Origin of the sequence: Gordonia sp. VNK1, from assembly GCF_040049135.1 — a bacterium.
GTDB classification, from domain to species: Bacteria; Actinomycetota; Actinomycetes; order Mycobacteriales; family Mycobacteriaceae; genus Gordonia; species Gordonia oleivorans.
The window spans coordinates 123,976-149,416 of sequence record NZ_JBDZDJ010000006.1 but is presented as its reverse complement, the minus strand read 5'-3'; the positions used below and the strand labels follow the sequence as shown (position 1 = coordinate 149,416).

Genomic DNA, 25,441 nt, shown 5'->3' with positions numbered 1-25,441 from the left:
GGGCGCTGTCAACGCGATTGCGCATGCGGTCGGCGGTCTAGGAGCGGACCGCCCAGGCGATGATGTTGTCCCGATATCCGAGTGGTGGACCGACGAATGGTCCGCCACAGGTCACCAGTGCCAGTGTCTCCGGTCCGTCGAGCCGGTTGAGTTGTGCTGCGGGGAAACCGTTTTCCTTGTCGGCGGTCTGAACATCCCGGATCCGATACCGGACCGTATCGCCGCCCGCGGTCTGCAGGGTGACCTCGGATCCTGGTGTCAGTGAACCGAATCGGGCGGCGAATCCCCGTCCCTGGTCGACGTCGTCGACGTGCCCGGTGATCACCACCGTGCCGGTTCCCGAGCCGGGTAGCGCCGAGTCCACCCACCAGCCGAGGTGGCCGACATCCTGGGGCGGCAGCAATGCGCCCGAGGTATCGGTGGCCACGGATTCGGTGGGGGCGGTCCCGCCACCCGCGGTCACCGAGGTAGGGGCGCCCGGATCGCCCGTTCGCGCACTGACCGGTGGACGCAGATCCGACTGTGCCACCGTGGAAGTGCCGGATTCGGATGACGGTGTGCCGGTGGTCGCGCAGCCGGTCAGGATCGCCGCGGCGAGGCAGGCCAGGAGGAAGGCCATGCGGTGCAGTGTGGCGCGCGTCGGCGTCGCCGTGCTCACGATGGTCGTCACGGCCGGTTCACCGGTCCCGACGGGATCGATGAGAGCGGTACTCGGCCTGCGGGATTGCGGGAGCTGACATACCCAGCGCGGGTGTTGTAGATCGACTGATCGGTGGTCTGGCCGCCGAGCACGTCGAAGGTGTAGGTCAATCCGTCGTTGAGATAACCTGCGGGAGCAGCGATTTCGCGGGCGGTGTAACATCCGCCGCGAACCCGTTTCGACGCGATACCCTCGGCGTCGGTGGTGATCACGCCGAGGCCCTGCCCGTCGCAGGTCGCCACGGCGAATTGGGCGCCCGGGCAACGTGTGGCCGTCGATCCGATCGCGTTTGGTGACCTGAAGCCAACCGAAGTTCAGTCCGCTGTCGGTGCGGGTGAAGGTGAACTCATGGCTCACCGTCTGCCCGGCGACGATGTCGACGGAGAATCCGCCGGAACCGACGAGCCGATAGCCGGCCGGAACGTCGGTGACGGTGATGCCGTACGACCCCGGGTAATTGTTGATCGACGCCGGAAGCGGAATCGGTTGGCTGCCCGACGGTCCGGCGAAGTCGATCACCACCCCGGGGACCGGGTTGCCGGCGGTGTCGCGGGTGGTGAGGTTCAGCGTTCCCTGGCCCTCCGGCGGCGTCGAAGTAGGACTGCTGGTCGATGGTGCCGACGGCGGAACCGAAACGCTGGTCGACGCGGGTGTCGACGGGGGAGCGGGATCGCTGCCGGTGGTGGATGGTGGTGTGGTTGCCGGTGACGGCGGTGTGGTCTGTGTGGTGGTGGACGCGATCGGCGGTGGGGTGGTGGTCGTGGTGTCTCGGCCGCGGCGATGCCCGCTGTCATGGTGGCCACGACGAGCGCCACCGATGGGAGTGCAGCGGTGCGGATGACGCGGAAGTGCTTTCGGCTCATGATGATTCCCGAGGTCTCCCCGACCCTGGTTCGAATGCGGATTGGAATGCGGAGTGCCGGTGCCGGCATGGGGTGTGTCGCGCGACCCGGTCCGGTCGTTAGCCGTGCATAGGAAATGGGCGGACAATGTCATTCACGCGGCCGACGTCACGACCGCGTGATCGGACCCGACGGGATGGAGGTCAGCGGCACGCGGCCCGCGGGATCACGGCCGGGTACGGTTCCGCCAGGGGATCCCGGCGATGTCGATGCAGTGGTGAGATGCACCGTGTAGGTGACGGTTTCGCCGGGCGTGAGGCCGATGGTGAAGTCCGATGGACCGACGAGGGTGAGTCCGGCGGGAACGGTGAGTACCCGAACGGGGATCGAGTCGGTCGGCGAGTCGATGGTGGCAGGAAGCTCGTAGACGTACGGCGACGGTGCCGCGATGCGGACGGTCACCCCGGCGACGGTGTCATGGGCGCCGTCGAGGACGGCGGTGATCAGAGCACGGCGCAGCGGACTCGGGCTCGATTCGGACGACGACGTGACCGGTGGGCCGGGCGATGTGGTGGGGTTGGGGTGCGTGGACGGGCTGGGCTGCGTCGACGGATCGGCCGGTGTGGATGAGTCCGGGGCCGGCGTGGTGGTGGTATTGACCGGCTCGGCGGCAGCCGGGCCGACGCCGGCGATCAGCGAACAGCCGATCGTGGCGGTCAGGGCCATCGCGATTCGGATGGGAGGGCCTGTGTGGCAGCGGTTTCGATGGTGAGTTGGACGTCCGCCACGCGGCTGCGTGCGACGGTATTCGGTGAGTGTGCGCATGGCGCGGACTCGCGATCTCCCCGACCCGGAGTGGATCGTGTGGTCCCGACTGTGTGGTCCCGACTGTGTGGTCCCGACTGTGTGATCCCGACAAGGGGAATATCCGTCGGGCCGGGGAGATCGTTAGCGTCGCGCAGGAATGTTATGGGCTCGTGATCGTGGGCTACACCGGCGGCCTACACCGTCGAGGGCCAGTAGGACTTGCGCAGAATGCCCTTGACCAGCTTTCCGGTGGGTGTGCGGGGGAGTTCGTCGACGAAGTCGACCGACCGCGGAACCTTGTAGGTGGCGATGCGTGACCCGGTGAACTCGAGCAGTTCGGCGGCGAGTTCGTCGGACGGCGTGTACCCCGGGGCCAACTGCACGCAGGCCTTGGCGACCTCACCGAGATCGGCGTCGGGGACACCGATGACACCCACATCGAACACCGCGGGATGATTCACCAAGACGTTCTCGGCCTCCTGCGGGTAGATGTTGACGCCGCCGGAGATGATCATGAACGCCTTGCGATCGGTCAGATAGAGGTAGCCCTCGTCGTCGACGTATCCCACATCGCCGGTGGTGGACCACAATTCGTGTGCCGGGTGGCGGGCCTCGGCGGTCTTGGCCGGGTCGTTGTGATACTCGAAGGCCACCTCCTCGCGCTCGAAGTACACCAGCCCGACTTCGCCGACGGGGAGTTCGTTGCCGTCCTCGTCGCAGATGTGGACGACCCCGAGGAGCGGTTTACCCACCGAACCGGGGTGATCGAGGGCCTCCTGCGGGCCGATGAACGTCGCACCGGCGGCCTCGGTCGAGGCGTAGTACTCGTGGATGACCGGGCCCCACCACGCGATCATCGCCTGCTTGACCTCGACCGGACACGGGGCGGCGGCGTGGACGGCGAGCTTCATGCTGGAGACGTCGTAACGATCGCGAACCTCGCTCGGCAACTTGAGCATTCGGATGAACATCGTCGGCACCCACTGGCTGTGGGTGGCGCCGTACTTCTCGATCGCCGCGAGGGCGTCCTCGGGGTCGAACCGGTCCAGGAAGACCACGGTGCCGCCGACCGAGTTGGTCACACCGCAGTACCGCAGTGGCGCAGCGTGATACAGCGGAGCGGGGGAGAGGTACACCGAGTTCTCGTCGAATCCGTACATCGGGGCGAAGATCGCGGTGTAGGCGTCCGGGATCTCGTTGACCTGGCCCTGGGGCAGCGGAGTCTGAATTCCCTTGGGGCGTCCGGTCGTACCCGAGGAGTAGAGCATGTCGGTGCCGCGCGGTTGATCGGTGCGCGGTTGCGCGGAGGCGCTCGCGAGGACGGCGTCGTAGGACTCGAAGCCCGCGATGTCGCCGCCCCACGCAATGCGGTGGCCCGGCACGGCGAGAGCGGAGATGTCGCCGCTCTTCTCGACGGCGGCGGCCACCGAGGCGCCGGCGAACAGCACCTGGGCGTTGGAGTCGGTGAGGATGTAGTTCGTCTCCTCCGCGGTCAGATGATGGTTGATGGCGGTGATGTAGAGCCCGCTGCGGAGCGCGGCCCAATAGGCCACGAACATGTGCAGATCGTTCTCGGAGATCATGGCGATGCAGTCGCCGGGCTTCAGCCCGAGGGTCTCGAGGTGATTGGCCAGTCGGGTGGAGTACTCGTCGAGCTCGGCGTAGGTGAGTTGCTCGCCGGTGGACGCGCGGATCACGGCGGGCTTGTCGGGGGTACGGGCAGCAAAAACTCCAGGGAACACGCTCACTCCTCGGTGACGAACGACACAAGTAGAACTCAGATTATAGCGAGCGTTCGCTCGGCGGGGCCGATTTGTCCGATGTGCGACCGGTGAGTTCCACGGTCGGCGACGGTCATCACGTATGACCGCACGTATGACCGCGGCGCACGTACCCGACCACTCGGCACCACCGGCCACACACCACCACCACGAGAGGCCCGAGATGACCACGATCGACCTGTACCACGAGATCCACGGACCCGACGACGGTTCCACACCGCTGGTCCTGGTACACGGCGGCGCCGGTGTGATCGACGTCGACTGGGGTCACGGGATCCGCGTGCTGTCCCCACACCGCACACTGATCGCCGTGGAGTTGCAGGGACACGGCCACACCCCACACCATCGCCGGCCGTACACCTTCGACAACTCCGCCGCCGACATCGCGGCGCTGGTGGAGTCACTCGGTGTGGGACAGGTCGACATCATGGGCTTCTCCAACGGCGGGCCGACGGTCCTGCGGTTCGCGTTGAGTCGGCCCGAGCTCACCAGGCGTGTGGTGGTGGCCTCGGGTTTCACGCGCCGCGACGGCATGATCGACGGTTTCTGGGACTCCTTCGACGATCCGGATCCGGACGGGGTGCCGCCGCTGCTCGCCGAGGCCTATCGCCGAATCAACCCCGCCCCGGACGACTTTCGCCGGATGTTCGAACTCGACGTCACCCTGATGCGTGGATTCGTCGACTGGACCGACGCCGCCCTGGCGAACCTGCGTGCGCCGACGATGTTCGTCGGCGGTGACCACGACATCGTCCGCGGCGAACACACCCTCGCGATGAGCCGGCTCGTCCCGGATGGTCGAGCGCTGGTGGTGCCCGCGGCACACGGTGACTACCTGGGTGCGGTGGTCGCCGACGAACTCGATGAGGCCCTCGTCGACTCCGCCTGGCGGCTGATCACCCGATTCCTCGACGGCGACTCGTGAGTGCGGGGCAGACCGGCTTTCCGCGTGCGAACGACGGTACCGATGATCCGCTCGGTGACCGCACGGTCGAGGACCGTCAGGAGGAAACCGTCCGAGCCACAGAACCTGCCGTGGATCCCGTTCGCGGCCAGCGCCCGTCCCACGGCGAGGCCGTCGGCACCCGGTAGGTAGACGAAGTTGGCGTGGCCGTCGAGGACCTGCACACCCACGGAGGCGAGGGACCGTGCGAGGTGTGTGCGTTCGGCGCGAACGGCCGACATCCGCGCGTCGAGTTCCCGGTGGGCCAGCAGTGCCACCGGCGCCGCGGCGGCCGCGGCCGCGCTGATCGCGAAGGGTATCTCCTGGCTGCGTGCGCCGGCCACCGCCGACGGCGCGCCGAATGCGTACCCGATCCGGACCCCGGCGAGGGCATGGGCCTTCGAGAAGGTGCGTAGCACACAGACATTCGGGAACTCCGCGGCAATGGCCAGTGCATCGACCGGGCGCTCGCAGTACTCGATGTAGGCCTGGTCGAGGATCACCGGGAGCGCCGTGTCGAGATCCGCGAGGAACGCGCGCAGGCGCGACTCGCCGAGCACGGCGCCGGTCGGATTGTGCGGTGAACACAGGATCACCGCGGCCGACGAGGAGTCGACCGCAGCGGCCAGGGCATCGAGGTCGGGACATCCATGCTCGTCGAGAGGTGTGGTGACGAGTCGCACGCCGAGGATCCGCGCGAGAATGCCGAACCCGTCGAAGGTCGGGGCGGGTGTGAGGATGGTGGGCCCGGCGATCCCGCGTCCACGGGCGCACAACACGGCGTCCGCCAGAATCGCCTGCGCCACCGCGGTTCCACCCGGACCGACCGTCACCTGGTCTGCGCCGATCCCCAGATGGGCGGCGATGGCCAGGCGCGGCCGGTCGGCGCTGAACTCCGGATATCGATGGGCGTCGCGGACGGCGGTCGCCATGGCCTCGACGACGGCGGGCAGCGGTGCGAACGCCGACTCGTTGAGGTCACACCGCACCGGCGTATCTGCGACGGTGGACCCGCGCGGGGTCACGACCGTCCGGACCAACGCACCGCGCAGGCCGCGGCGAAGTCACCGGCGTGGGCGAAGGCCGACATCATGATGACGTCACCGTCGGCGACCTTGCCGCTGTCGACGAGGGCGTCCAGCGTCATCGGGATACCGACCGCGAACAGATTGCCGCAGTCGTCGAAGGTGTCCGGATGCCGTGACTCCGGCAACTCGAGGGCCTCGCGCCAGTTCCGGAGGAAGATGCGGTTCGGCTGATTGGTGATGAACCAGTCCAGATCCCGCGGCGCCACCGGGATTCGGCCGGCGACCTCGTAGGACACCTCCGGCACGAGACGGTTTCCGCGGGAAAGCACCTTGGCGATCTTGGCGTCGGTGAAGCCGACGTGGATCTGGCCGGGGCCGGCCTCCCAATACTTGCGTGGCGGATCGCTGACCGCGGTCATATCCGCCGAGTACTCCCCGAATGACCGGCACACCGTGGCCAGCACCGGATTGCACCCGTCGAGGGTGAGCACGGCCACCGCGGCACCATCCCCGGGAATCGCCGCCTGCGCCTTGGGCCGCACCTGTTCCTGCGTGAAGATCTGACCGGCGGTGTTGGTGGCCACCCCGATCAGTGCCTTGCCTCCGCCGCGGACGCGCAGGAGTGCGCCGGCGATCTCGATCATGTGCACGAAGGCGGCGCATCCGCCGTTGTGGACGTCGAGGACGGTCGTCGGCCGCAACCCCAGGCGATGGGCCACCTCGCCCACGCATCCGCGCACCGGGACCTCGGGAAGCTGGCTGTGGGTGAGCACCACGTCCACGTCGTCGAGGTAGTCCGAACCGTGCCGATCGGCCAATACCGCTGCCGCAGCGACGATCATGTCGGCCGAGGTCTCCCCGTCCGCCGCATGATGGCGGTGTGCGGGGGCTCGGAACATCACATTGTCGGCGAGTGCGTCGTCGGCCGCATACTCGGCGAACCACGTGGCCGGTACCCGGTTGGTGGGGCGGTAGGTCGCCACGTCGGCCAGGCTGATCGCGGGGCTGATCGAGGCGGTCATGAACGCATCCATTCCGGGGTGAGGGGAAGACCGGCGCGGTGCCGGGACTCGGCAATCGCGGTGAGATTGTCGAGTTCGACCTGATGCCCGGCGGCGAACATGTCCCAGAGATCGCCGACCCACTCCTCCCGGCCCGCGGGGGCGGTATCCGGGTAGGGGTTCGAGTCATAGAACGGGTGCCGGCAGTTGGTCCACGTGACCACCGAACCGGGGCGATTCAGGACCACCTGCGCGTCGACGACCCGCATGAGATAGACCATCCACAGGTGATCGGGTTGGTCCCACGCGCAGTGATAGTCCACCGTCATCGCGTCATCGTGGGTGACGGCCCGCACGTAGATGTCGGTGTCGTCATTGAGGCGATCCTGGCCGAGGAACAGTCCGGGCGTCCGCGTGACGCGCAGACCCCGTGTGCTGTACGTCCATTCCTCGAGTGACCGGGGGTCGGCGAGCCATGCGTACAGCGGGCGCGGCGGCGCGTCGACGTAGCCCTGCACGGTGCAGTAGTCGCCGTAGATCTGCTGATGCGGATAGACCGACCGGATTCGGTCGACGAGCATCGGTGTCGACTCGGCCCGGGAATGGGTCTCGACCCTGATCACTCCCGGCAGGTGTTCTCCCTCGGGAAGATCCGACAATGCGGTGGTGGTCGTCGTCATGGGTGTCCTCTCAGAAACGGTGCAAACGGCGGTAGGTCGTCGGCGTCGACCTCGACGACGACGCAGTTCGGCCCGGGATGTGTCAGTGCGGCGCCGAGGGCCGCGTCGAGCTCGCCGGATTCGGTCACATGCCAGACGGTCAGCGTCGGGAACATCGCGTCGAGTCCGGCGGCGAAGTCGGTGTGCCGGAAGCTGTTCAGCGATGAGGTGGCCGGGAAGTACAGATCCTCGCGGGTGCGGCACATGCCGTGCGCGTCGTTGTTCGCCACCACGATCGTGATCGGCGCATCGTGCTCGATCGCGGTGTGGATCTCCATACCGTGCATCAGGAAGGAGCCGTCGCCGGCGATCACCACCGTGCGTCGTGGTGTATCCCCGTCGCCACCGGCGATGGCGACACCGACACCGGCCGCGATCGCGTATCCCATGCCGCCCATGCCCAGGGCCACGGCGAACCGTCCGACACCGAAGGGCAGATGGTGGATCGCGGCGGCTCCGGTGTTGCCGGCGTCGGCGAACACCGCGGCGTCGTCGGGCAGTGCCGCGCCGACGGCCTCGATCACCGAACGCATGTCGGGGTGCGGGCCGTCGAATTTCGGGGTCACGAGGGCGACGACCTCCCGGGCGGCGGCTCCGGGCACGCACCTCGACTGTCGACGAACTCGTGAGACCACCTGTGCGAGAGCGTATTCGAGGTGATCGCAGCCGATGTGGCGAACGCCGCCGGTGCGCGGTGGATGCGCGCCGAGATGAACGACGGTCCGCTCGGCGAGGATGTCGTCGAGCCCGGCGCGATCGGTCAACGACATCCGGCAGCCGAGCACCAGGATCGTCGACGCTTCAGCCAGGGCGGCATGTGCCGACGGATGACCCATCACCCCCGTCACTCCCGCGCACCCGGGCCCGGCGACGTCCCGACCGCCCGGGGACACCACCGTGGTGGCGCCGAGCAGGTCGGCGAGCTCCGTCACCGCGCCACCAAGACGATGCCGTGCCGCCTCCTCACCCGACCAGATGCACACCTGACCGGGACCTGCTGTACGGCAGAGGGTTTCGGCGATGTGGTCCAACACGTCCGGGTCCGGATGAGCCGTTACATCGGCCGGGGCGTCGATATGCGCACGCCTGTTGCCTGCTTCTTCGGAAAAATGTTGTGCCGCAATATTCTTCGGTATCACGACGGCCGCCGGCAGCGATCGGCGCAGTGTCGCGGCGCCAGTGTCGAGTGCGGCGTCGACGTCGTCGACGGTGCGCACCACCGCAACGGCGCCGACAACCCCGGACAGCACCACCTCGAGATCGATGGTGTCCGGTGGCGACAGCATGTCCTGGAATCCGCCGCGGCCGACGGTGTTCGAGGGTGGTGCACCGATGACGGCGAGTACCGGCACCCGACTGTCATACGACTCGCCGAGTGCGGCGATGACGTTGAGGGCTCCGCCGCCCGAGGTGGTCAGCACCGCCGACGGCGCGCCTCGCATGCGGGCCACGCCGTCGGCCATCGCGCCGGCCGCGAACTCGTGTTTCGCGATCACCGGCGTGATGCCGGGGTGAGCCGATGCCGCGTCGAAGATGTCCTCGATGTTGGCGCCGTGCACCCCGAACACCGTCGAGATGCCCAGTTCGTACAGTCGTGCGCAGACATGATCGGCGACCCTGGCCGATCGCGCACCCGGCGTCATCTGCGAGGCGGATCAGTGTGCGGCCAGAAAGCGGTCCATCGTCCGCTCCGCGAGTGCCGTGATGGTGAGGGACGGATTGACCAGGCCGACGGCCCCCGGGGCGAACGCACCGTCGACGACGTAGAGGTTGTCGTAGCCCTTGACCGCGCCGTTCGCATCGGCGGCCTGTCCGACCACCACTCCGCCGAGTCCGTGGAAGGTAGCGCCCGAACCAAAGCCGGAGAGACGGTCGTACACCGGAATCCCGTTGAGCGCGTGCCCGAATCGACCCTCGGTCCGGTCATGGAAGTGCCGGGCGAAGGCGATGGCCTGCCGGTCCAGGTCGCTGGTGCCCGCGGGGTGCGGATAGTTCAGCGTGGTGCGGCCGGTGGTGTGGTCGTAGTCGATGGTGCCGCGCTCGTCGGTGTGGACCTGGATGAGGTGTGTGGTCGCCAGTGAGCCGGCCGGGGCCGGGAAGGGACTGGCCTGATAGATCATCGTCGCCGGCCCGCCGGGCATGCGATCCTCCCGGATCCGGGCATACCCGGGACCACCTTGGACCGGCCCGTGCTGATCGCGCAGCGCGGTACGGATGATCAGGAAGTCGCCGTTGCCGCCGAAGCCGTTGCCGATCTTGGGGGACAGGCGCGGCAGCGTTCCGCGCGCCCGGGCCTGTACCAGCAGCGAGGTGGTGTGGAACGAGCCCGCGGCCATGAACAGGTAGTCGGCCTCGGTGGTGACGATCCGCACGGTGCGCCCGGCGTCGTCGATGAGTCGTGACCGCACGACGTAGCCCGGTCGCCGGGTGCGCTCGGTGATCTCGAAGACCTCGTGCATCGGTTTGATCGTCACGAATCCGGTGCGTTCGGCCGCCGGCAGGTAGTTGTGGTCGACGGAGTTCTTGGCGCCGCTGTTGACGCCGTAGGACAGGTCGCCGATGGATACGCCCTTCGGTGCGCGACCCGCCAACTCGGCCCGCACGCGGTCCCAGTCGATCGCGTAGTCGACGAATTGCGGCGCGATTCCATAGCGCTTGAGGATCGTCAGCCACGACCGGGCGCCGACGTAGTTGGGATGCGCCAGGATGTCATCGGGGAGCGGGCCGGTACCCAACACCTTCCGGGCGCGCGGGAAGTAGGTGCGCGACAGTTCGTCGTATCCGCTACCACCGGGGAAGACATGCTCGAAGTCGGCCTTGTCCGGCTGCAGGGTGAAGGCCCCGAACACCAGTGAGCCGCCACCGACGCCGGCCCCGTGGACCGATTCGATCCCGTTGCCGCGGATCGTGTCGAGCACACCGGGGTAGGGGGTGGTGGGCGTCCGGCCGACGCTGGAGATCCCGGCGGTGGTGTCGAACCAGGCGGCCCGCCGGTCAGGGCGGTCGAAGGTGGCGAAGGTGTTGCCGTCGCCCCGGATCGGCCATCGGCGGCCGCGTTCGAGGACCGTCGTGCGGATTCCGGCCTGCCCCAACCGCAGGGCCGCAACGGCCCCGCCGAAGCCGCTGCCGATGACGATGGCGGTGGCACCGTCGGCGGCCCTCGCGGGTGCGGCGGCGAACGTGGAACCGAGTCCGGCGGCGGCGAGGCCGGCACCCACCGACCCGACACCGATGCCGCGCAGCAGAGAGCGTCGGGTCAGGGGGGCGGTCGGGAGTCCCGTGGACGAGAAGTCTGAATGCACCCTGTGAAGCTAGCCAGAAAATTAGGCTAGGCATACCTCTTTAGGGGCACCTGGGTGTGATTCACGTCTCACTTCCCGCATTTCGCGAGACACGCACCGATTCCTCTACGAGATCGAGAACTTTGTGCAGGTCATCGGTGGGTTGGCCGGTCGCGAGCCGCGTGATCAACCCGTCGAGGACGAGGTCGAGGTACCCCACGAGGACCTCGGTGGGCACGTCGTCACGGAGTCGGCCCGAGGCGCGGCCTCGTTCGAGTCGCGCCGCCGTGGCCTTCTCCAGATCCGCCGAGTGGGCGCTCCACGCATCCCGGAACTTGGTGTCGGTGCGCAACTTCCGGGCGATCTCGAGCCGGGTGCCGAGCCAGTCGAAGTCCTGCGGGCTGGTCAACATGTCCCGCATGACCTGGACGAGGCCCTGCTCGGCCGCCACGTCGGCCATCCGCTCGGCGTCCTCCTGCGCGAGGGCGAGGAACAACGCCTCCTTGTCCCGGAAGTGGTGAAAGATCGCACCGCGCGACAGACCCGTCGACTCCTCGATGCGTTTGACGGTGGCTCCGTCGTATCCGTACTCCGCGAAGCAATGCCGCGCGCCGTCGAGAATCTCCCGACGACGCGCGGCAAGGCGGTCATCGCTGACCTTGGGCACTGTGCAGATACCCCCGATCAGCCCTTGATCATGTTGCGCAGCACGTACTGCAGAATGCCTCCGTTGCGGTAGTAATCGGCCTCACCGGGGGTGTCGATGCGCACCTTGGCGTCGAACTCGACCGTCGAGCCGTCCTCCTTGGTGGCGGTGACGTGAACCGTGCTCGGGGTGGTACCCGAGTTCAGCTCCTCGATACCGGTGATGTCGAAGGTCTCCGTGCCGTCGAGGCCCAGCGACTTGTGCGACTCGCCCTCCGGGAACTGCAGCGGGATGACACCCATACCGATCAGGTTCGAGCGGTGAATACGCTCGAAGCTCTCGGTGATGACGGCCTTGACGCCCAGCAGGCTGGTGCCCTTGGCGGCCCAGTCACGCGAACTTCCGGTGCCGTACTCCTTGCCACCGAGCACGACCAGCGGAGTACCCGCGGCGGCGTAGTTCTGCGCGGCGTCGTAGATGAAGGCCTGCGGCGCACCCTCCTGAGTGAAGTCGCGGGTGTAACCACCGGTGACATCGACGAGCTGGTTGGCCAGGCGGATATTGCCGAAGGTCGAGCGGATCATCACCTCGTGGTTACCGCGGCGGGCACCCAGCGAGTTGTAGTCCTTTCGGGCCACCCCGTGCTCGTCCAGGTACTGCGCGGCGGGGGTGCCGGGCTTGATGGTCGACGCGGGGGAGATGTGGTCTGTGGTGACCGAGTCGCCCAGCTTCGCCAGCACACGCGCGCCCTTGATGTCGCTGACCGGGTCGGCCTCGAGCTTCATGCCCTCGAAGTACGGGGGCTTACGCACATAGGTCGACTCGTCGTCCCACTCGAAGGTCTTGCCGTCCGGCGTCGGCAGGTTCTGCCACCGCTCGTCGCCCTTGAAGACGTCGGCATAGTCCTCGGCGTACTGCTCGGCCGAGATGGAGCTCTTGATGGTCTCGGCGATCTCCTCGTTGGACGGCCAGATGTCCTTGAGGAACACATCGTTTCCGTCGGTGTCCTGACCCAGCGGATCGGTCTCGAAGTCGAAGTCCATCGTGCCGGCCAGGGCGTAGGCGATGACCAGCGGCGGCGACGCGAGGTAGTTCATCTTCACGTCGGGGTTGATGCGACCCTCGAAGTTGCGGTTACCCGAGAGCACCGCGGTGGCGGTCAGATCGTTGTCGTTGATCGCCTTGGAGATCTCCTCCGGCAGCGGTCCCGAGTTGCCGATGCAGGTGGTGCAGCCGTAGCCGACCAGGTAGAAGCCGACCTTCTCCAGGTACGGCCAGAGGCCGGCCTTGTCGTAGTAGCCGGTGACGACCTGCGAACCCGGGGCCATCGAGGTCTTGACCCACGGCTTGGAGGTCAGGCCCTTCTCGACCGCCTTCTTGGCGAGCAGGCCTGCGCCTAGCATCACCGACGGGTTGGAGGTGTTGGTGCAGCTGGTGATCGAGGCGATCGTCACGATGCCGTGGTCCAGCACCATCGTGCCGCGTTCGGCCGACTCCACCACGACGGGCTTGGACGGACGGCCCGCCGAACCCTTCGACGCGTCGTGCGCCGGAACCTCGTCGTCGGAGAACGACAGCTTGGCCGCACCGGGCGAGGTGGCCGGCGCGTCGGAGGCCGGGAAGCTCTCCTCGCTGGCTTCGTCCACGCCGTTGATCTGCGGGGTGTTGCCCTCTTCGACGTAGTTGTGGATGTCCTTGCGGAAGGCGTTCTTGGCGTCCCACAGTTCGATGCGGTCCTGCGGGCGCTTCGGGCCGGCGATCGACGGGACGACCGTCGACAGGTCGAGCTCCATGTACTCCGAGTACTCGGCCTCGGCGGCATCCTTCTCCAGCCACATGCCCTGTTCCTTGGCGTACGCCTCGACGAGGTCGAGGGTCTCCTGGCTGCGGCCGGTGAGCTTGAGGTAATTGATGGTCTCGCCGTCGATCGGGAACATCGCACAGGTCGAGCCGAACTCGGGGCTCATGTTGCCGATGGTGGCGCGGTTGGCCAGGGGCACCTCGGCCACGCCGTTGCCGTAGAACTCCACGAACTTGCCGACCACGCCGTGCTTGCGGAGCATGTCGGTGATGGTGAGCACCACGTCGGTGGCGGTCACACCCGGCTTGGCGGCACCGGTGAGCTTGAAACCGACGACGCGCGGGATGAGCATCGACACGGGCTGTCCGAGCATCGCTGCCTCGGCCTCGATACCGCCGACGCCCCAACCGAGCACGCCCAGGCCGTTCTCCATGGTGGTGTGCGAGTCGGTGCCGATGCAGGTGTCGGGGTAGGCGACACCGTCACGCACCATGATGGAACGGGCCAGGTGCTCGATGTTGACCTGGTGGACGATGCCGGTGCCCGGGGGGACAACCCGGAAGTCGTCGAACGCGCCCTGGCCCCAGCGGAGGAACTTGTAGCGCTCCTCGTTGCGCTGGTACTCGATCTCGACGTTGCGCTCGAGGGCCTGCGAATTGCCGAAGGCCTCGATGATGACGGAGTGATCGATGACCATCTCGGCCGGTGCGAGGGGATTGACCTTCTCCGGGTCGCCACCGAGTTCCTTGACAGCGTCGCGCATGGTCGTCAGGTCCACCACGCACGGGACGCCGGTGAAGTCCTGCATGATGACGCGCGCCGGGGTGAACTGGATCTCGATGCTCGGTTCGGCCGAGGGATCCCAGTTGGCGATCGCCTCGATGTGCTCCTTGGTGATGTTCGCGCCGTCTTCGGTGCGCAGGAGGTTCTCGGCGAGGACCTTCAGGGCGTAGGGGAGTTTCTCGGTGCCCTTGACCGCGCTGAGGCGGAAGATCTCGTAGGAGTTGTCGCCCACCTCAAGGGTGCCCTGGGCGCCAAACGAATTGATGCTCACGTTGTTCCACTCTCCTCTGGCCGACGGGCTGCGTCGGCATTGTGCGTCCCGGGCGAGAAGTCCGGGCCTACTCCGGGCTCATCGGCGAGCGTCACCATCTCGTCGACTCTGACCATCCCCCGACGGGCTGCGCCGGGGTCGTGCTGTTGTGTCATCCAGCTGTGTCATCCAGCGACCGCGGGGTTTCCGCGGCGACGCAAACCAGTCTAACAGTACGTCCGTACTGTTAACAACCACCGACACGCGCGCGAGCCACGGCGGACCCGGTGGCCCATGACCATCCCATTCTGTCGTACCGTGCTGGTCGAGGTTCGGTGAGCAGACGCCGCACCACGCACATTTAATGATCGTGAAACGTGGCCGTCCGGTTCCGGGCGGGTCACCTGGTGGTGTGAGGAAGCGACAGCATGACTCCTGGCCCCGTCGCCGACGGCTCGCTGATTCTCGCCGCTCCGGTGGCCGCCCCGGCGTCGGAGTACGACTCGCCGGGCGTCACCGACACCACGGCGCCCGGTGGCATCGTCCTCGCGACCATCGCCGACGGCCTGCGCGACGATCACGTCTACACCCAGAACCCCGATCAGGTCGACGCGTTGCGTGCCGTGGTGAATCACGCCCAGGGACAGGGCCACGACATCAACATCGTCGTCCTCGACCAGAAGATGCCGGTGTTCACCATGTACCGCGACATCGCCACCGAGTTGCAGCAACAGGTCGGTGGAACGGTCCTGGTGTTCGGACCGAACGCGGTCGGGAGTGCCTCTCCGGAGTTCAGTCGCGTGGTCCTCGAGGAGTCGACCGACAATCTCACCCTGTCCAACCCGCCGCAGGCGGCCGCGGAGATGGTCGATTCGATCACGGCTCCGAGCCTGGATTGGACGCTGATCACGCTGGTGTTGATGGTCGTCGTCGCGATCGGCGCCGTCCTCGGCCGCCTTCGGTCGTTGCGTCGACGTGCCGATGATCCAGATCATGAGGCGGAGGTCGACCCGACGCCCGCTTCCGCGGTGGCGAACGACTGATCGCCAACCGGGCAGCGTCTCGCCGTCGCCGCTCGGCTTCTCATGATCGGCCGCATCTACACCGGGGCGCCGAGCTCTCCAAGTGTCGCGACCGCCGACGCCCGGCTCTGTTACCAATTCGAAACGTGACCAGAGGTCGCGGACTTTCGGCTGTTCACGCCCATCTCTGCAGGTAATCACGTCTTTGTAATTCGTTGCGCTTGTTTTCGCGAGTGGTAGATGTGACGTACGGTTCCAATGTCACGTGTGGTGCATCTGCTCATCAGTGCGCTCCATGTGATGCGAGTTGTACATGCGACAGAGGTGCGCCTGTGCGGGGGTTTCTGACGGCCATCGGAGCCGGAGGGGCAGATCGACTGCCACGCACCCGCACTCGGCAAACGGTGAGGGAGCAGCCAGTGAGGCGAAGGACCACGGCGACACGCCGCGATGTGCCGCGGCGTCGGCTGCAGGTCACGGCCGCGGTGGCGTCCGTCATCGCCGGTGCCGCCGCCATGATGGGGCCGGCCCACGCCGCACCGACTCCGACGACCTCCCCGGTCTCGTCCCTGATCAATCAGATCGCGCAGGTCAACCAGAACCTAAGCGACCTCGACAAGGCCGTCGCATTGCGCCAGGAGGCGGCCAATCATGCGGTCGTCGACTACCAGAACGCCCTGGCCGCTCAGCGCCTGGCCAGTGTGGCGGCCACCAATGCCCGGTCGTCGCTCACCCGCGCGACGCAGGCAACCGCGGCCGCCCAGCGCGAGTTCGACGAGTTCGTCCGGTCGGTCTATCGGACCGGGGGAAATCAGGCCACCATGTCGAACTACCTGTCGTCGCCGGATCCGCAGCGTGTCCTCGACCGGGCGGCGGTGATCGACCAGATCGGTCGCGATCAACAGCAGACCATCCGTCGGCTGCAGGTGGCGCGCAATCAGCAGGCCAACCAGGTCGCGGCGCTCGAGGCGACCAAACGGCAGACCGCCTATGCCACCGAGGGAGCGGCGACCCGACGTGACTCGGCGGTCGCGGCGGTGACCGAGGCCCGTACCGCGATCGTCGACCAACAACGTCAACGCGCCACCCTGATTCGGCAGCGTGACTCGGTGCAGGCGCGGCTCGACGCGCTCCGCGGCACCGTGCGCCCGACCCCGGTCGCCGACCCGGAGCCCACCGACCTGCTCACCGGCCTGTTCCGCAACCTCCCCGGACAACAACAACCGGGTCCCGCGGCGATCAGTCCCACCCAGGCCGAGGGCGACAACCAGACGATGCAGGTGGCCGCCGAGGCCGCGGCACGACTGGCGCTCGATGTCTCGCAGAAGGTGCTCGCCGCCCTCGTCGGGCAGCAGCAGGTGCCGCATTCGGAACTGCTCGACGAACTGGGAGTCGGCGGCGCGGGACTCGGCAGCGACGGCGGTGGCGACACCCTGAGCGCCCGCCTCGGCTCGGGCAGCCTCGGCAGCCTGTTCGGCAGTTCCGGCGGTGGCGGCGGCGTGGTCCGACCCGGTCTGCGCGGACCCCAGGCGGTCGAGATCGTCGTCAACCGGGCCCTGTCGCAACTCAACGTGCCGTACGCGTGGGGCGGCGGAAACGCCGAGGGCCCGACCCAGGGCATCCGCGACGGCGGTGTCGCCGACAGCTACGGCGACTACGCCAAGGTCGGCTACGACTGCTCGGGCCTGATGGTCTACGCCTTCGCCGGTGTCGGCATCGAACTGCCGCACTACACGGGTTACCAGTACACCTCCGGACCGCAGTTCCCCCTCGCCCAGATGCAACGCGGCGACATGATCTTCTACGGTCCCAACGCCAGCGAGCACGTCGCGTTGTACCTCGGCGACGGCAAGATGGTCGAGGCCCCGCAATCCGGCGACGTGGTCAAGGTGTCGCCGGTGCGCACCGACGGCGCCATGCCCAACGTCGTGCGCCTGCTCTGAGCCCACACTCACTCGACCGGCCGACACCCGCCCCGACCTTCGTGGCAAGTTCTCAGTCGACGCCGCTAGGCTGGCAACGGCGCGCGGCGCGAGGGTCCGCACCGCCACCACATCACCTCGCCGAGGACAGGAGTAGGGGTTGACCTCACATCCCACCGCCGATTCGTCGGCACCGACCGGCGGCGCCGGTGGCGTCGAATTGAGTGACAGCGACGTCAAGCTGGTGGAACGAGCGATCTACGAGGTCAAACGTGTCATCGTCGGACAGGATCAGCTCGTCGAGCGCATCCTCGTCGGTCTGCTGGCCCGCGGGCACATCCTCCTCGAGGGCGTGCCCGGCGTCGCCAAGACCCTGGCCGTGGAGACCTTCGCCACCGTGATCGGCGGCAGCTTCTCGCGTGTCCAGTTCACCCCCGACCTCGTGCCCACCGACCTCATCGGCACCCGTATCTACCGCCAGGGCCGCGAAGAGTTCGACACCGAACTCGGACCGGTGGTCGCCAATTTCCTCCTCGCCGACGAGATCAACCGCGCGCCGGCCAAGGTTCAGTCCGCGCTGCTGGAGGTCATGGCCGAGCGGCATGTGTCGATCGGCGGGACCACCTACCCGATGCCGGATCCGTTCCTGGTGATGGCGACGCAGAACCCGATCGAGAATGAGGGCGTGTACCCGTTGCCCGAGGCGCAGCGGGACCGCTTCCTGTTCAAGGTCCTCGTCGACTACCCCTCGGTCGAGGAGGAACGCGAGATCGTCTACCGGATGGGCAATGTGCCGCCGACGGCCTCGCAGATCCTCGACCCCGAGACGACGATCCGCCTGCAGCGCACCGCCGCCAACGTATTCGTCCACCACGCGCTGGTCGACTACGTCGTGCGCGTCATCAACGCCACCCGCCGGCCCGCCGAGGTCGGTCTCACCGATGTCGCGAGCTGGTTGTCCTACGGCGCCTCACCTCGCGCGACGCTCGGTATCGTCGCCGCGGCGCGGGCACTGGCCCTGGTGCGCGGCCGCGATTACGTGATCCCCGCCGATGTCGTCGAGATCATCCCGGACGTGTTGCGGCACCGGCTGGTTCTCAGTTACGACGCCCTCGCCGACGAGGTCACCGCCGATGCCGTCATCGCGCGCATCCTGCAGACCATCGGACTTCCCCAGGTGGGCGCGCAACCCGTCGCCCCGACCCCCGGGTATCCCGCTCAGGCGCCCGCGGTACCGCCGGCACCCACCGAGTATCCGGCACCCGGACAGGGCGGCCCCGGCGTGGGGAATCCCGTACAGCCGCCGGTGCCGAATGCGGCCGCGGCACCCGTTCCGAACCAGGCACCCGCGCAGTATGGCGGCCAATAGCGATCTGCCGTCGCTCGGGGCGGGGGTGGCCGAGGAGCCGCAGCTGACGGCCGCCCTCAAGATGCTCGAGCTGACGGTCCGCCGCAAGCTCGACGGCGTACTCCAGGGCGAGCACCTCGGACTCATCCCCGGGCCGGGATCCGAGCCGGGGGAGGCCCGTCCCTACCAGCCCGGTGACGACATCCGTCAGATGGAGTGGTCGGTCACCGCCCGCACCACCCAGCCCCACGTCCGTCAGATGATCGCCGACCGCGAGTTGGAGACCTGGCTGGTCGTCGACGCCTCGGCAAGCCTCGATTTCGGCACGGTGAACTGCACGAAACGCGACCTCGCCGTCGCCGCCGCGGCCGCGATCGTGCATCTGACCTCCGGCGGGGGCAACCGGCACGGCGCCATCATCGTGACCGGCGATCAGGTGGTGCGGATCCCGGCGCGAACCGGCCGGATGCACGCCCAGCACCTGCTCAAGGCCATCGCCACCACCCGACGTGCCTCCGCGGGCGTACGTGGTGACCTCAACGCCGGCATCGAAGCCCTGCGTCGACCGGAACGTCGACGCGGACTGGCCGTGGTGATCAGCGATTTTCTCGGTCCGATCGACTGGGAGCGATCGCTGCGGGCGATCGGCGGCCACCACGAGTTGCTGGCCGTTGCGGTCCTCGATCCCCGAGATCAGGAACTCCCGCCGGTCGGACAGGTCCGGCTGGCCGACGCCGAGTCCGGTGACATCCGCGAGGTGACCATCACCGACGGCCTGCGCCGGGACTTCGCCGCGGCTGCGCAGGCGCACGAGAATCAGGTGCTGCGCACCATCCGCAGCTGCGGTGGACCGGTGCTGTCGTTGCGCACCGATCGGGACTGGCTGACCGACGTCGTGAAGTTCGTCGGCCGACGACGCCGCGGGCTCGCGGCCGGGGTGGGGTGAGGTCGCGGTGTTCTCCAACCCCTGGTGGCTGTTCCTTGCCCTGCTCGTCGTCGTCCTCGGCGGCTGTTACGCCTACATCCTGCGTGCGCGTCGCCGGCGTACCCTGCAGTTCGCGAATCTCGAGGTGCTCGACCAGATCACCCCACCCGAGAAGAAATGGATGCGGTGGCTCCGGCACGCCCCGATCGCACTGTTGATGGTCGCGTTGTTGCTGCTGGTGGTGGCCGCCGCCGGTCCGCAGGCCGACCGCAAGGTGCCCCGCAACAAGGCCACGGTCATCCTCGTCATGGACGTCTCCCGATCCATGGAGGCCACCGACGTCGCGCCGTCGCGGATCAAGGCCGCCCAGGCCGCCGCGAAGAAGTTCGCCGACGAACTCACCGACGGCATCAACCTCGGTCTGATCTCCTTTGCCGGCACCGCGTCGAACCTGGTGACGCCCACCCCCGATCACAACGCGACGAAGGCCGCGGTCGACAAGCTGGTGCTCGCCGACAAGACCGCCACCGGTGAGGGCATCTTCGCCGCGATCCAGCAGATCCAGACCCTCAACGCGGTGCTCGGTGGCGCGGCCGGAGCCCCGCCCGCACGGATCGTGCTGCTCTCGGACGGAAAGCAGACCGTCCCGGACGACCCGGACGACCCGCGCGGGGCGTTCACCGCGGCGCGCAAGGCCAAGGAGGAGAACATCCCGGTGTCGACGATCTCGTTCGGCACGATGACGGGCACGGTCGATCTCGACGGTGATCGGGTACCGGTTCCCGTCGATGACGACTCGTTGCGCGAGATCGCCAACCTGTCCGGCGGCACATTCTTCACCGCGTCGAGTCTCGACGAACTCAACAAGGTCTACGAGACACTGCAGGAGGAGATCGGCTACGAGATGCGCAAGGGCGACAACTCCCGTCCGTGGATCATCGCCGGAACCATCCTGGCGATCGTCGCGGTGATCGGGTCGCTGGTGATCAACCAGCGACTCCCCTGAGACGCGGGCCGATACGAACCGGACCTGACGGGAACCGGACAGGGCCGAACCGATAGGTTGGGGCGCATGGTGCAGAGCAACGAAGCCGGAAATGGTGAGAAGGTGTCGCGGTCGGTGCTGGTCACCGGTGGTAACCGGGGGATCGGACTGGCGGTGGCCCGCCGCCTCGCCGCCGACGGCCACAAGGTCGCGGTGACCCACCGCGGTTCGGGAGCGCCCGAGGGGCTGTTCGGCGTCGTCTGCGACGTGACCGACACCGAATCCGTCGACCGGGCGTTCGCCGAGGTCGCCGAGCACCAGGGCCCCGTCGAGGTGGTCGTCTCCAACGCCGGCATCACCGAGGACACGCTGATCATGCGGATGAGCGTGGACAGTTTCGAGAACGTCGTGAACGCCAACCTCACCGGCGCCTTCCGGGTGACCAAGGCGGCCACCCGCGGCATGCTGCGTGCCCGCTGGGGCCGGTTCATCTATCTCGGTTCGGTGGTCGCACTCATGGGTACCCCCGGTCAGGCCAACTACGCCGCGTCCAAGGCCGGCGTGATCGGACTCGCCCGGTCGGTGACGCGTGAGCTCGGTAGCCGCAACATCACCGCCAACGTCGTCGCACCGGGCCTCATCGACACCGACATGACCCGCGGACTGCCAGAGGAATACACCAAGACCGCGGTCGATCAGGCGATTCCGGCCAAGCGCATGGGACAGCCCGAGGAGGTCGCCGCCGTGGTGAGCTTCCTCGCCTCCGACGACTCCGCCTACGTCACCGGCAACGTGATCAACGTCGACGGTGGTCTGGGCATGGGGCACTGACCGTCACGTCCCGCGACTCCCACAGCAGCATCGGCTCACGCCGACCACGGCCCCGCCAACCAGATTCGACCACGTACGACAGGAGCCCCACCATGAGCGGAATCCTGGACGGGAAGACCGTCCTCATCACCGGCATCATCACCGACGCATCGATTGCGTTCCACACCGCCAAGGTCGCCCAGGAACAGGGCGCCAAGGTGATCATCACCGGCATCCCGGAGCGGCTGCGGCTCATCGACCGCATCGCCAAGCGCCTCCCACAGGAGGTGCCGCCGGCCATTGCCCTCGATGTGACCAACGAGGAGTCGCTGTCGGCCCTGGCCGACGCCGTGCGTGAACTCGCACCCGAAGGCGTTGACGGCGTGGTCCATTCGATCGCCTTCGCCCCCAAGACGCTGATGGGACCGGACGCGGTGCCGTTCCTCGACGGTCCCGGGCCCGACGTGGCCAAGGCGTTCGAGATCTCGGCATGGAGTTACGCGTCGCTGGCACGCGCCGTGCTCCCGGTGATGAACGAGGGCGGCTCGATCGTCGGGATGGACTTCGATCCGCGCACGGCGATGCCCGATTACAACTGGATGGGCGTGGCCAAGGCGGCGTTGGAGTCGGTGAACCGTTACGTGGCCCGCGAGGTCGGCTACGCCAAGCGAGTCCGGTCGAATCTGGTTGCCGCCGGACCGATCAAGACCCTTGCGGCCAAGGCGATCTCGGGCACCGCCACCGACGATGCCAAGAAGCTGAACATGCTCAACGACTACTGGAACGGGGCCTCGCCGATCGGCTGGGACGTCAACGACCCGGGGGTGGTCGGTACCAGCGTCTGCACCCTGCTGTCGGATTACCTGCCGGGCACCACCGGATCGATCGTCTACGTCGACGGCGGCGCCAGCCACAACACCTGGTTCCCGGAGGACTTCATCAAGTGAGCGTGCGTCGGTGAGCGACGGGGGTCTCGGCCGCGCCGACGTCGTCGGTGCCGATTTCGATGCGGTGCTGTTCCTGTCCTTCGGCGGGCCCAACGGCCCCGACGAGGTGATGCCGTTCCTGGAGAACGTGACCCGTGGTCGCGGCGTGCCCCGGGAACGACTCGAGGCGGTCGCCGAACACTACCTCCACTTCGGTGGGGTGTCGCCGATCAATCGCCTCAACCTCGACATGATCGAGACGCTGCGCGCCGAACTCGATTCCCGCGGACGTGGCGCTCTGCCGGTGTACTTCGGGAACCGTAACTGGCATCCGCTCATCGAGGACGTCCTCGTCGACGCCTATGACGACGGGCATCGTCGGTTCCTGCTGTTCCCGACGTCGGCGTGGGGTGGCTACTCCGGATGCCGGCAATATCACGAGGACATCGAGCGGGCGATCGCGGCGTTGACCGTGCGACGCCCCGCATCGGCCTCGGATCCGGTACTGGTGCGCAAACTTCCGCAGTACTGGGATCATCCGGCCATGGTGGCCGCCGGTCGCGACGCCATCGACCGGGCGGTGGCCGCACTGCCTGACGATGTTCGGGCGGGCAGCGATCGGGTGGGCAGCGATCGGGCGGGGGTGCGGTTGGTGTGCACCGCGCATTCGGTGCCGACGTCCGCCGACGCGGCATCCGGACCCGCCGCCGACGGTGGTGGTCTCTACTCGCGGCAGGTGGCACGCGCCGCCGAGCTCGTCGCGCACGCTGCGGGATTCACCGAGTTCGACCAGGTGTGGCAGTCACGATCCGGCCCGCCGCAGGTGCCATGGCTGGAGCCGGACATCTGTGATCATCTGGAAAATCTTGCCGCCGAGGGCGTTTCGCGGGTGGTTGTCTATCCGGTCGGATTCGTCTCCGATCACCTCGAGGTCATCTGGGACCTCGACAACGAGGCCGCCGATCTCGCCGCCCGGCTGGGAATGGCCTACGAACGCGCCGACACGGTCGGCACCGATCGGCGTTTCGTCGCGATGATCGCCGACCTCATCGACGAGTATGCCTCCGGCGCAGGCGATCTGGGCGCGATGGGATGCGGTGACAACGGGCGGGTGTGCCGCGACCGCTGTTGCGTCCCGGTGCAACGCCCGGCGCGTCGGTCCTGACCGGGCGTCGAGGTCGAGCCGATCACCGTCGGCGCCCGCAACCGATCACGGTGCAGGGGGCAGGAATTCGGTGATGAGCCGGTTGACCGCTGCGGACCGCGCGGCGTGGGTCAGGGTCACCAGTCGCCGCAATTCGCCGTCACCGGCGGACCACTGGCCAGCCGTGTCGCCGATGCCCACCCCGTCGGCGGCGAGAGCGACGATGGCCTCGACCTGTGCCGCGGTGGCGATGATGCGGGTGATGCGGGCGTCGTCGTGCGGCGGCAGTTCCACGATGTGCCGATGGGTCAGTGTGCGCAGGGTTCCGCGCAGGTCGGCCGGCGCCGTACTGGACCGGGTACCCACACGCGTGATCAGCTCGGTGGCCGACGACACCGCCTGCCGTAGTTCGTATTCGACGTCACCGGGCGACCGCGACGGGGCCAGCGGCACCTCGGCGTCATAGCGCAGCACCGTCCAGCGGCAACTGCCGTCGTGTTCGGCGGGGATCAGGGCCAGCGGCGTGGCCCGGCCGTCGTCGACGAGCAGGACCTCGCCGGCGGCCAGGGCCGCCGCCGTCGCCGTGCCCGGTGGGAGGCCCTGGGGATCGCCGGCCACGGGCAACCGCACCGACAGTCCGTGCGCCCCGCGGAGTCGTCCGAGGAGCGCGAGGACGCCGGTGTGCGACGTGTCGGCTCCGTCGGTGCGATCGTCGACGATGTGCAGGTCCGCCGAGGTCGCCAGGGTGTCGACGACGTCGTCGGGGGAGCAGCGACCGGCGATCCAGGCCGCTGCCCACGCCCCGAGGGCGCAGGCCGGCCAGGCCGCTGCGATGCCGTGGTCGGTACTGGTCATAGGCACTCCACAGTACCGTTCGCCATGCCGGCCGGCCCGTCGGCGTGGCACCCACGTCCTGGGGCACGTGTTAACTAGCGTGACCCGAGTGATGAATGATCGATACGGACGGGATGTCTTGTCGTCGCCGCGTCGGGCCAAACCCCGAGTGCCCGAGGTCGCCGCCGAGCGAGATCTGGTCGTCGAGGACGCGGCGAGCGGATTCTGCGGGGCAGTCGTCGGCCACGAGAAGAGCTACGCCGGCGACCTGGTCCGACTCGAGGACCGCCATGGACGCACCCGGGTGTTCCTGATGCATCCGGCCGCGTTCCTCATCGACGGGAAGCCCGTCACCCTGGTGCGACCTCGCGGCCGCGGTCCCGTCGCCGCGACACGCACCGCGTCCGGGTCGCGGGTGGCACCCACGACCCGCGCCCGTCGGGCGCGCGCGAGTCGGATCTTCGTCGAGGGCGTCCACGACGCCACGCTGATCGAACGCGTGTGGGGCGCCGACCTGCGCGCGGAGGGAGTGGTGGTCGTCGGTCTCGACGGACTCGACAACCTCGACGGCGTGCTCGAGGAGTTCGGGCCCGCCGCACATCGTCGTGCCGGTGTCCTCGTCGATCACCTCGTCGCCGGATCCAAGGAGGAACGCCTGACCGCCGATGTCGGCGAACACGTGCTGGTGTGCGGGCACCCGTTCATCGACGTCTGGGAGGCGGTCAAGCCCACCTCGGTCGGCATCGCCGCGTGGCCGAGGGTGCCGCGCGGGGAGGACTGGAAGACCGGGATCTGCACCCGATTGGGTTGGGGCACACCACAAGACGGCTGGCGCCGGGTGCTCGGCGGAGTATCGGGGTACAAGGATCTGGAGGTCGATCTGCTCCGGCCGGTCGAGGAACTCATCGATTTCGTGACCGCCGCAGACGGCGACGCCTGACCT

General features: G+C 67.9%; 23 protein-coding genes. 11 read left to right on the top strand and 12 right to left on the bottom strand.

Annotated elements, in window-relative coordinates; all coding sequences use genetic code 11:
- Positions 1 to 37: 37 nt before the first annotated feature.
- Together ABLE94_RS09610 and ABLE94_RS09605 are read right to left on the bottom strand one after the other, a co-directional pair.
- Positions 38 to 619 carry a class F sortase gene (locus ABLE94_RS09610; RefSeq protein ID WP_498041313.1) on the bottom strand — a complete coding sequence of 194 codons (582 nt, stop codon included), beginning with the start codon at positions 617 to 619 and terminating at the stop codon, positions 38 to 40.
- 47 nt (positions 620 to 666) lie between these two features.
- A complete protein-coding gene (locus ABLE94_RS09605) occupies positions 667 to 984 on the bottom strand; it encodes a prealbumin-like fold domain-containing protein (protein WP_348808699.1) in 318 nt (105 codons plus the stop codon).
- 173 nt (positions 985 to 1,157) lie between these two features.
- On the opposite strand from ABLE94_RS09605, the gene ABLE94_RS09600 reads away from it, so the two are divergent.
- Positions 1,158 to 1,541 (top strand): hypothetical protein, encoded by a 384-nt coding sequence (locus ABLE94_RS09600; protein ID WP_348808653.1) that lies wholly within the window; start codon positions 1,158 to 1,160, stop codon positions 1,539 to 1,541.
- A 169-nt stretch (positions 1,542 to 1,710) separates the two neighbouring features.
- Here ABLE94_RS09600 and ABLE94_RS09595 read toward each other — a convergent pair whose 3' ends face one another.
- Both ABLE94_RS09595 and ABLE94_RS09590 read right to left on the bottom strand, forming a co-directional pair.
- Positions 1,711 to 2,268: a hypothetical protein gene (locus ABLE94_RS09595; protein WP_348808652.1), complete on the bottom strand. Its 558-nt coding sequence runs from the start codon at positions 2,266 to 2,268 to the stop codon at positions 1,711 to 1,713.
- A 275-nt stretch (positions 2,269 to 2,543) separates the two neighbouring features.
- Positions 2,544 to 4,091, bottom strand: coding sequence for an AMP-binding protein (locus tag ABLE94_RS09590; protein WP_348803773.1), 1,548 nt, complete (start codon positions 4,089 to 4,091; stop codon positions 2,544 to 2,546).
- Between the two features lie 121 nt (positions 4,092 to 4,212).
- On the opposite strand from ABLE94_RS09590, the gene ABLE94_RS09585 reads away from it, so the two are divergent.
- Entirely contained in the window at positions 4,213 to 5,055 is an 843-nt protein-coding gene (locus ABLE94_RS09585; RefSeq protein ID WP_348803774.1) for an alpha/beta fold hydrolase, read from the top strand.
- Here ABLE94_RS09585 and ABLE94_RS09580 read toward each other — a convergent pair.
- The 7 genes from ABLE94_RS09580 to ABLE94_RS09550 form a co-directional block, all read right to left on the bottom strand.
- Positions 4,962 to 6,098, bottom strand: a complete 1,137-nt coding sequence (locus tag ABLE94_RS09580) for a pyridoxal phosphate-dependent aminotransferase (RefSeq protein ID WP_348808651.1) — start codon at positions 6,096 to 6,098, stop codon at positions 4,962 to 4,964. The genes ABLE94_RS09585 and ABLE94_RS09580 overlap by 94 nt on opposite strands.
- Positions 6,095 to 7,123, bottom strand: coding sequence for a 3-oxoacyl-ACP synthase III family protein (locus tag ABLE94_RS09575; protein WP_348803777.1), 1,029 nt, complete (start codon positions 7,121 to 7,123; stop codon positions 6,095 to 6,097). The genes ABLE94_RS09580 and ABLE94_RS09575 overlap by 4 nt, the downstream gene beginning before the upstream one ends.
- Positions 7,120 to 7,782, bottom strand: a complete 663-nt coding sequence (locus ABLE94_RS09570; RefSeq protein ID WP_348803778.1) for an SRPBCC family protein — start codon at positions 7,780 to 7,782, stop codon at positions 7,120 to 7,122. Before ABLE94_RS09570 ends, ABLE94_RS09575 begins: the two co-directional genes overlap by 4 nt.
- Positions 7,779 to 9,464, bottom strand: a complete 1,686-nt coding sequence (locus ABLE94_RS09565; protein ID WP_348808650.1) for a thiamine pyrophosphate-binding protein — start codon at positions 9,462 to 9,464, stop codon at positions 7,779 to 7,781. The genes ABLE94_RS09570 and ABLE94_RS09565 overlap by 4 nt, the downstream gene beginning before the upstream one ends.
- Before the next feature lie 12 nt (positions 9,465 to 9,476).
- Complete coding sequence (locus ABLE94_RS09560; RefSeq protein WP_484494646.1) at positions 9,477 to 11,123, bottom strand: GMC oxidoreductase; 1,647 nt, start codon at positions 11,121 to 11,123, stop codon at positions 9,477 to 9,479.
- Between the two features lie 61 nt (positions 11,124 to 11,184).
- The gene (locus tag ABLE94_RS09555; RefSeq protein WP_348803780.1) at positions 11,185 to 11,769 is read right to left on the bottom strand and encodes a TetR/AcrR family transcriptional regulator; all 585 of its coding nucleotides are present in this window, start codon (positions 11,767 to 11,769) and stop codon (positions 11,185 to 11,187) included.
- Between the two features lie 17 nt (positions 11,770 to 11,786).
- Positions 11,787 to 14,603 (bottom strand): aconitate hydratase, encoded by a 2,817-nt coding sequence (locus tag ABLE94_RS09550; RefSeq protein ID WP_348803781.1) that lies wholly within the window; start codon positions 14,601 to 14,603, stop codon positions 11,787 to 11,789.
- 407 nt (positions 14,604 to 15,010) lie between these two features.
- On the opposite strand from ABLE94_RS09550, the gene ABLE94_RS09545 reads away from it, so the two are divergent.
- The 8 genes from ABLE94_RS09545 (at position 15,011) to ABLE94_RS09510 (ending at position 23,685) form a co-directional block, all read left to right on the top strand.
- Positions 15,011 to 15,625, top strand: a complete 615-nt coding sequence (locus ABLE94_RS09545) for an Rv1476 family membrane protein (RefSeq protein WP_348803782.1) — start codon at positions 15,011 to 15,013, stop codon at positions 15,623 to 15,625.
- Between the two features lie 494 nt (positions 15,626 to 16,119).
- Positions 16,120 to 17,547 carry an NlpC/P60 family protein gene (locus ABLE94_RS09540; protein WP_348803940.1) on the top strand — a complete coding sequence of 476 codons (1,428 nt, stop codon included), beginning with the start codon at positions 16,120 to 16,122 and terminating at the stop codon, positions 17,545 to 17,547.
- Between the two features lie 139 nt (positions 17,548 to 17,686).
- The gene (locus ABLE94_RS09535; protein ID WP_348803783.1) at positions 17,687 to 18,895 is read left to right on the top strand and encodes an AAA family ATPase; all 1,209 of its coding nucleotides are present in this window, start codon (positions 17,687 to 17,689) and stop codon (positions 18,893 to 18,895) included.
- The gene (locus tag ABLE94_RS09530) at positions 18,882 to 19,820 is read left to right on the top strand and encodes a DUF58 domain-containing protein (protein ID WP_348803784.1); all 939 of its coding nucleotides are present in this window, start codon (positions 18,882 to 18,884) and stop codon (positions 19,818 to 19,820) included. Before ABLE94_RS09535 ends, ABLE94_RS09530 begins: the two co-directional genes overlap by 14 nt.
- A gap of 7 nt (positions 19,821 to 19,827) precedes the next feature.
- Complete coding sequence (locus ABLE94_RS09525; protein WP_348803785.1) at positions 19,828 to 20,805, top strand: VWA domain-containing protein; 978 nt, start codon at positions 19,828 to 19,830, stop codon at positions 20,803 to 20,805.
- A gap of 66 nt (positions 20,806 to 20,871) precedes the next feature.
- Entirely contained in the window at positions 20,872 to 21,615 is a 744-nt protein-coding gene (gene fabG1, locus ABLE94_RS09520) for a 3-oxoacyl-ACP reductase FabG1 (RefSeq protein ID WP_348803786.1), read from the top strand.
- Positions 21,616 to 21,707: 92 nt separating this feature from the next.
- Entirely contained in the window at positions 21,708 to 22,541 is an 834-nt protein-coding gene (inhA, locus tag ABLE94_RS09515) for an NADH-dependent enoyl-ACP reductase InhA (RefSeq protein WP_348803787.1), read from the top strand.
- 10 nt (positions 22,542 to 22,551) lie between these two features.
- Complete coding sequence (locus tag ABLE94_RS09510; protein WP_348808649.1) at positions 22,552 to 23,685, top strand: ferrochelatase; 1,134 nt, start codon at positions 22,552 to 22,554, stop codon at positions 23,683 to 23,685.
- 45 nt (positions 23,686 to 23,730) lie between these two features.
- Here the strand turns inward: ABLE94_RS09510 and ABLE94_RS09505 are convergent, their stop codons facing one another.
- Positions 23,731 to 24,519: an Rv1486c family protein gene (locus ABLE94_RS09505; protein ID WP_348808648.1), complete on the bottom strand. Its 789-nt coding sequence runs from the start codon at positions 24,517 to 24,519 to the stop codon at positions 23,731 to 23,733.
- 91 nt (positions 24,520 to 24,610) lie between these two features.
- Between ABLE94_RS09505 and ABLE94_RS09500 the strand changes: the two genes are divergently transcribed.
- Entirely contained in the window at positions 24,611 to 25,438 is an 828-nt protein-coding gene (locus ABLE94_RS09500) for a DUF3097 domain-containing protein (RefSeq protein WP_348808698.1), read from the top strand.
- The last annotated feature ends 3 nt before the right edge of the window (positions 25,439 to 25,441 follow it).

Bases quoted from the DNA above. Each gene is read 5' to 3' on its own strand.
- ABLE94_RS09610 (WP_498041313.1), bottom strand. From the start codon at position 619: ATGGCCTTCCTCCTGGCCTGCCTCGCCGCGGCGATCCTGACCGGCTGC.
- ABLE94_RS09595 (WP_348808652.1), bottom strand. From the start codon at position 2,268: ATGGCCCTGACCGCCACGATCGGCTGTTCGCTGATCGCCGGCGTCGGC.
- ABLE94_RS09585 (WP_348803774.1), top strand. From the start codon at position 4,213: ATGACCGCACGTATGACCGCGGCGCACGTACCCGACCACTCGGCACCA.
- ABLE94_RS09575 (WP_348803777.1), bottom strand. From the start codon at position 7,123: ATGACCGCCTCGATCAGCCCCGCGATCAGCCTGGCCGACGTGGCGACC.
- ABLE94_RS09570 (WP_348803778.1), bottom strand. From the start codon at position 7,782: ATGACGACGACCACCACCGCATTGTCGGATCTTCCCGAGGGAGAACAC.
- ABLE94_RS09565 (WP_348808650.1), bottom strand. From the start codon at position 9,464: ATGACGCCGGGTGCGCGATCGGCCAGGGTCGCCGATCATGTCTGCGCA.
- ABLE94_RS09545 (WP_348803782.1), top strand. From the start codon at position 15,011: ATGACTCCTGGCCCCGTCGCCGACGGCTCGCTGATTCTCGCCGCTCCG.
- ABLE94_RS09540 (WP_348803940.1), top strand. From the start codon at position 16,120: ATGATGGGGCCGGCCCACGCCGCACCGACTCCGACGACCTCCCCGGTC.
- ABLE94_RS09530 (WP_348803784.1), top strand. From the start codon at position 18,882: ATGGCGGCCAATAGCGATCTGCCGTCGCTCGGGGCGGGGGTGGCCGAG.
- fabG1 (WP_348803786.1), top strand. From the start codon at position 20,872: ATGGTGCAGAGCAACGAAGCCGGAAATGGTGAGAAGGTGTCGCGGTCG.
- inhA (WP_348803787.1), top strand. From the start codon at position 21,708: ATGAGCGGAATCCTGGACGGGAAGACCGTCCTCATCACCGGCATCATC.
- ABLE94_RS09505 (WP_348808648.1), bottom strand. From the start codon at position 24,519: ATGACCAGTACCGACCACGGCATCGCAGCGGCCTGGCCGGCCTGCGCC.
- ABLE94_RS09500 (WP_348808698.1), top strand. From the start codon at position 24,611: ATGAATGATCGATACGGACGGGATGTCTTGTCGTCGCCGCGTCGGGCC.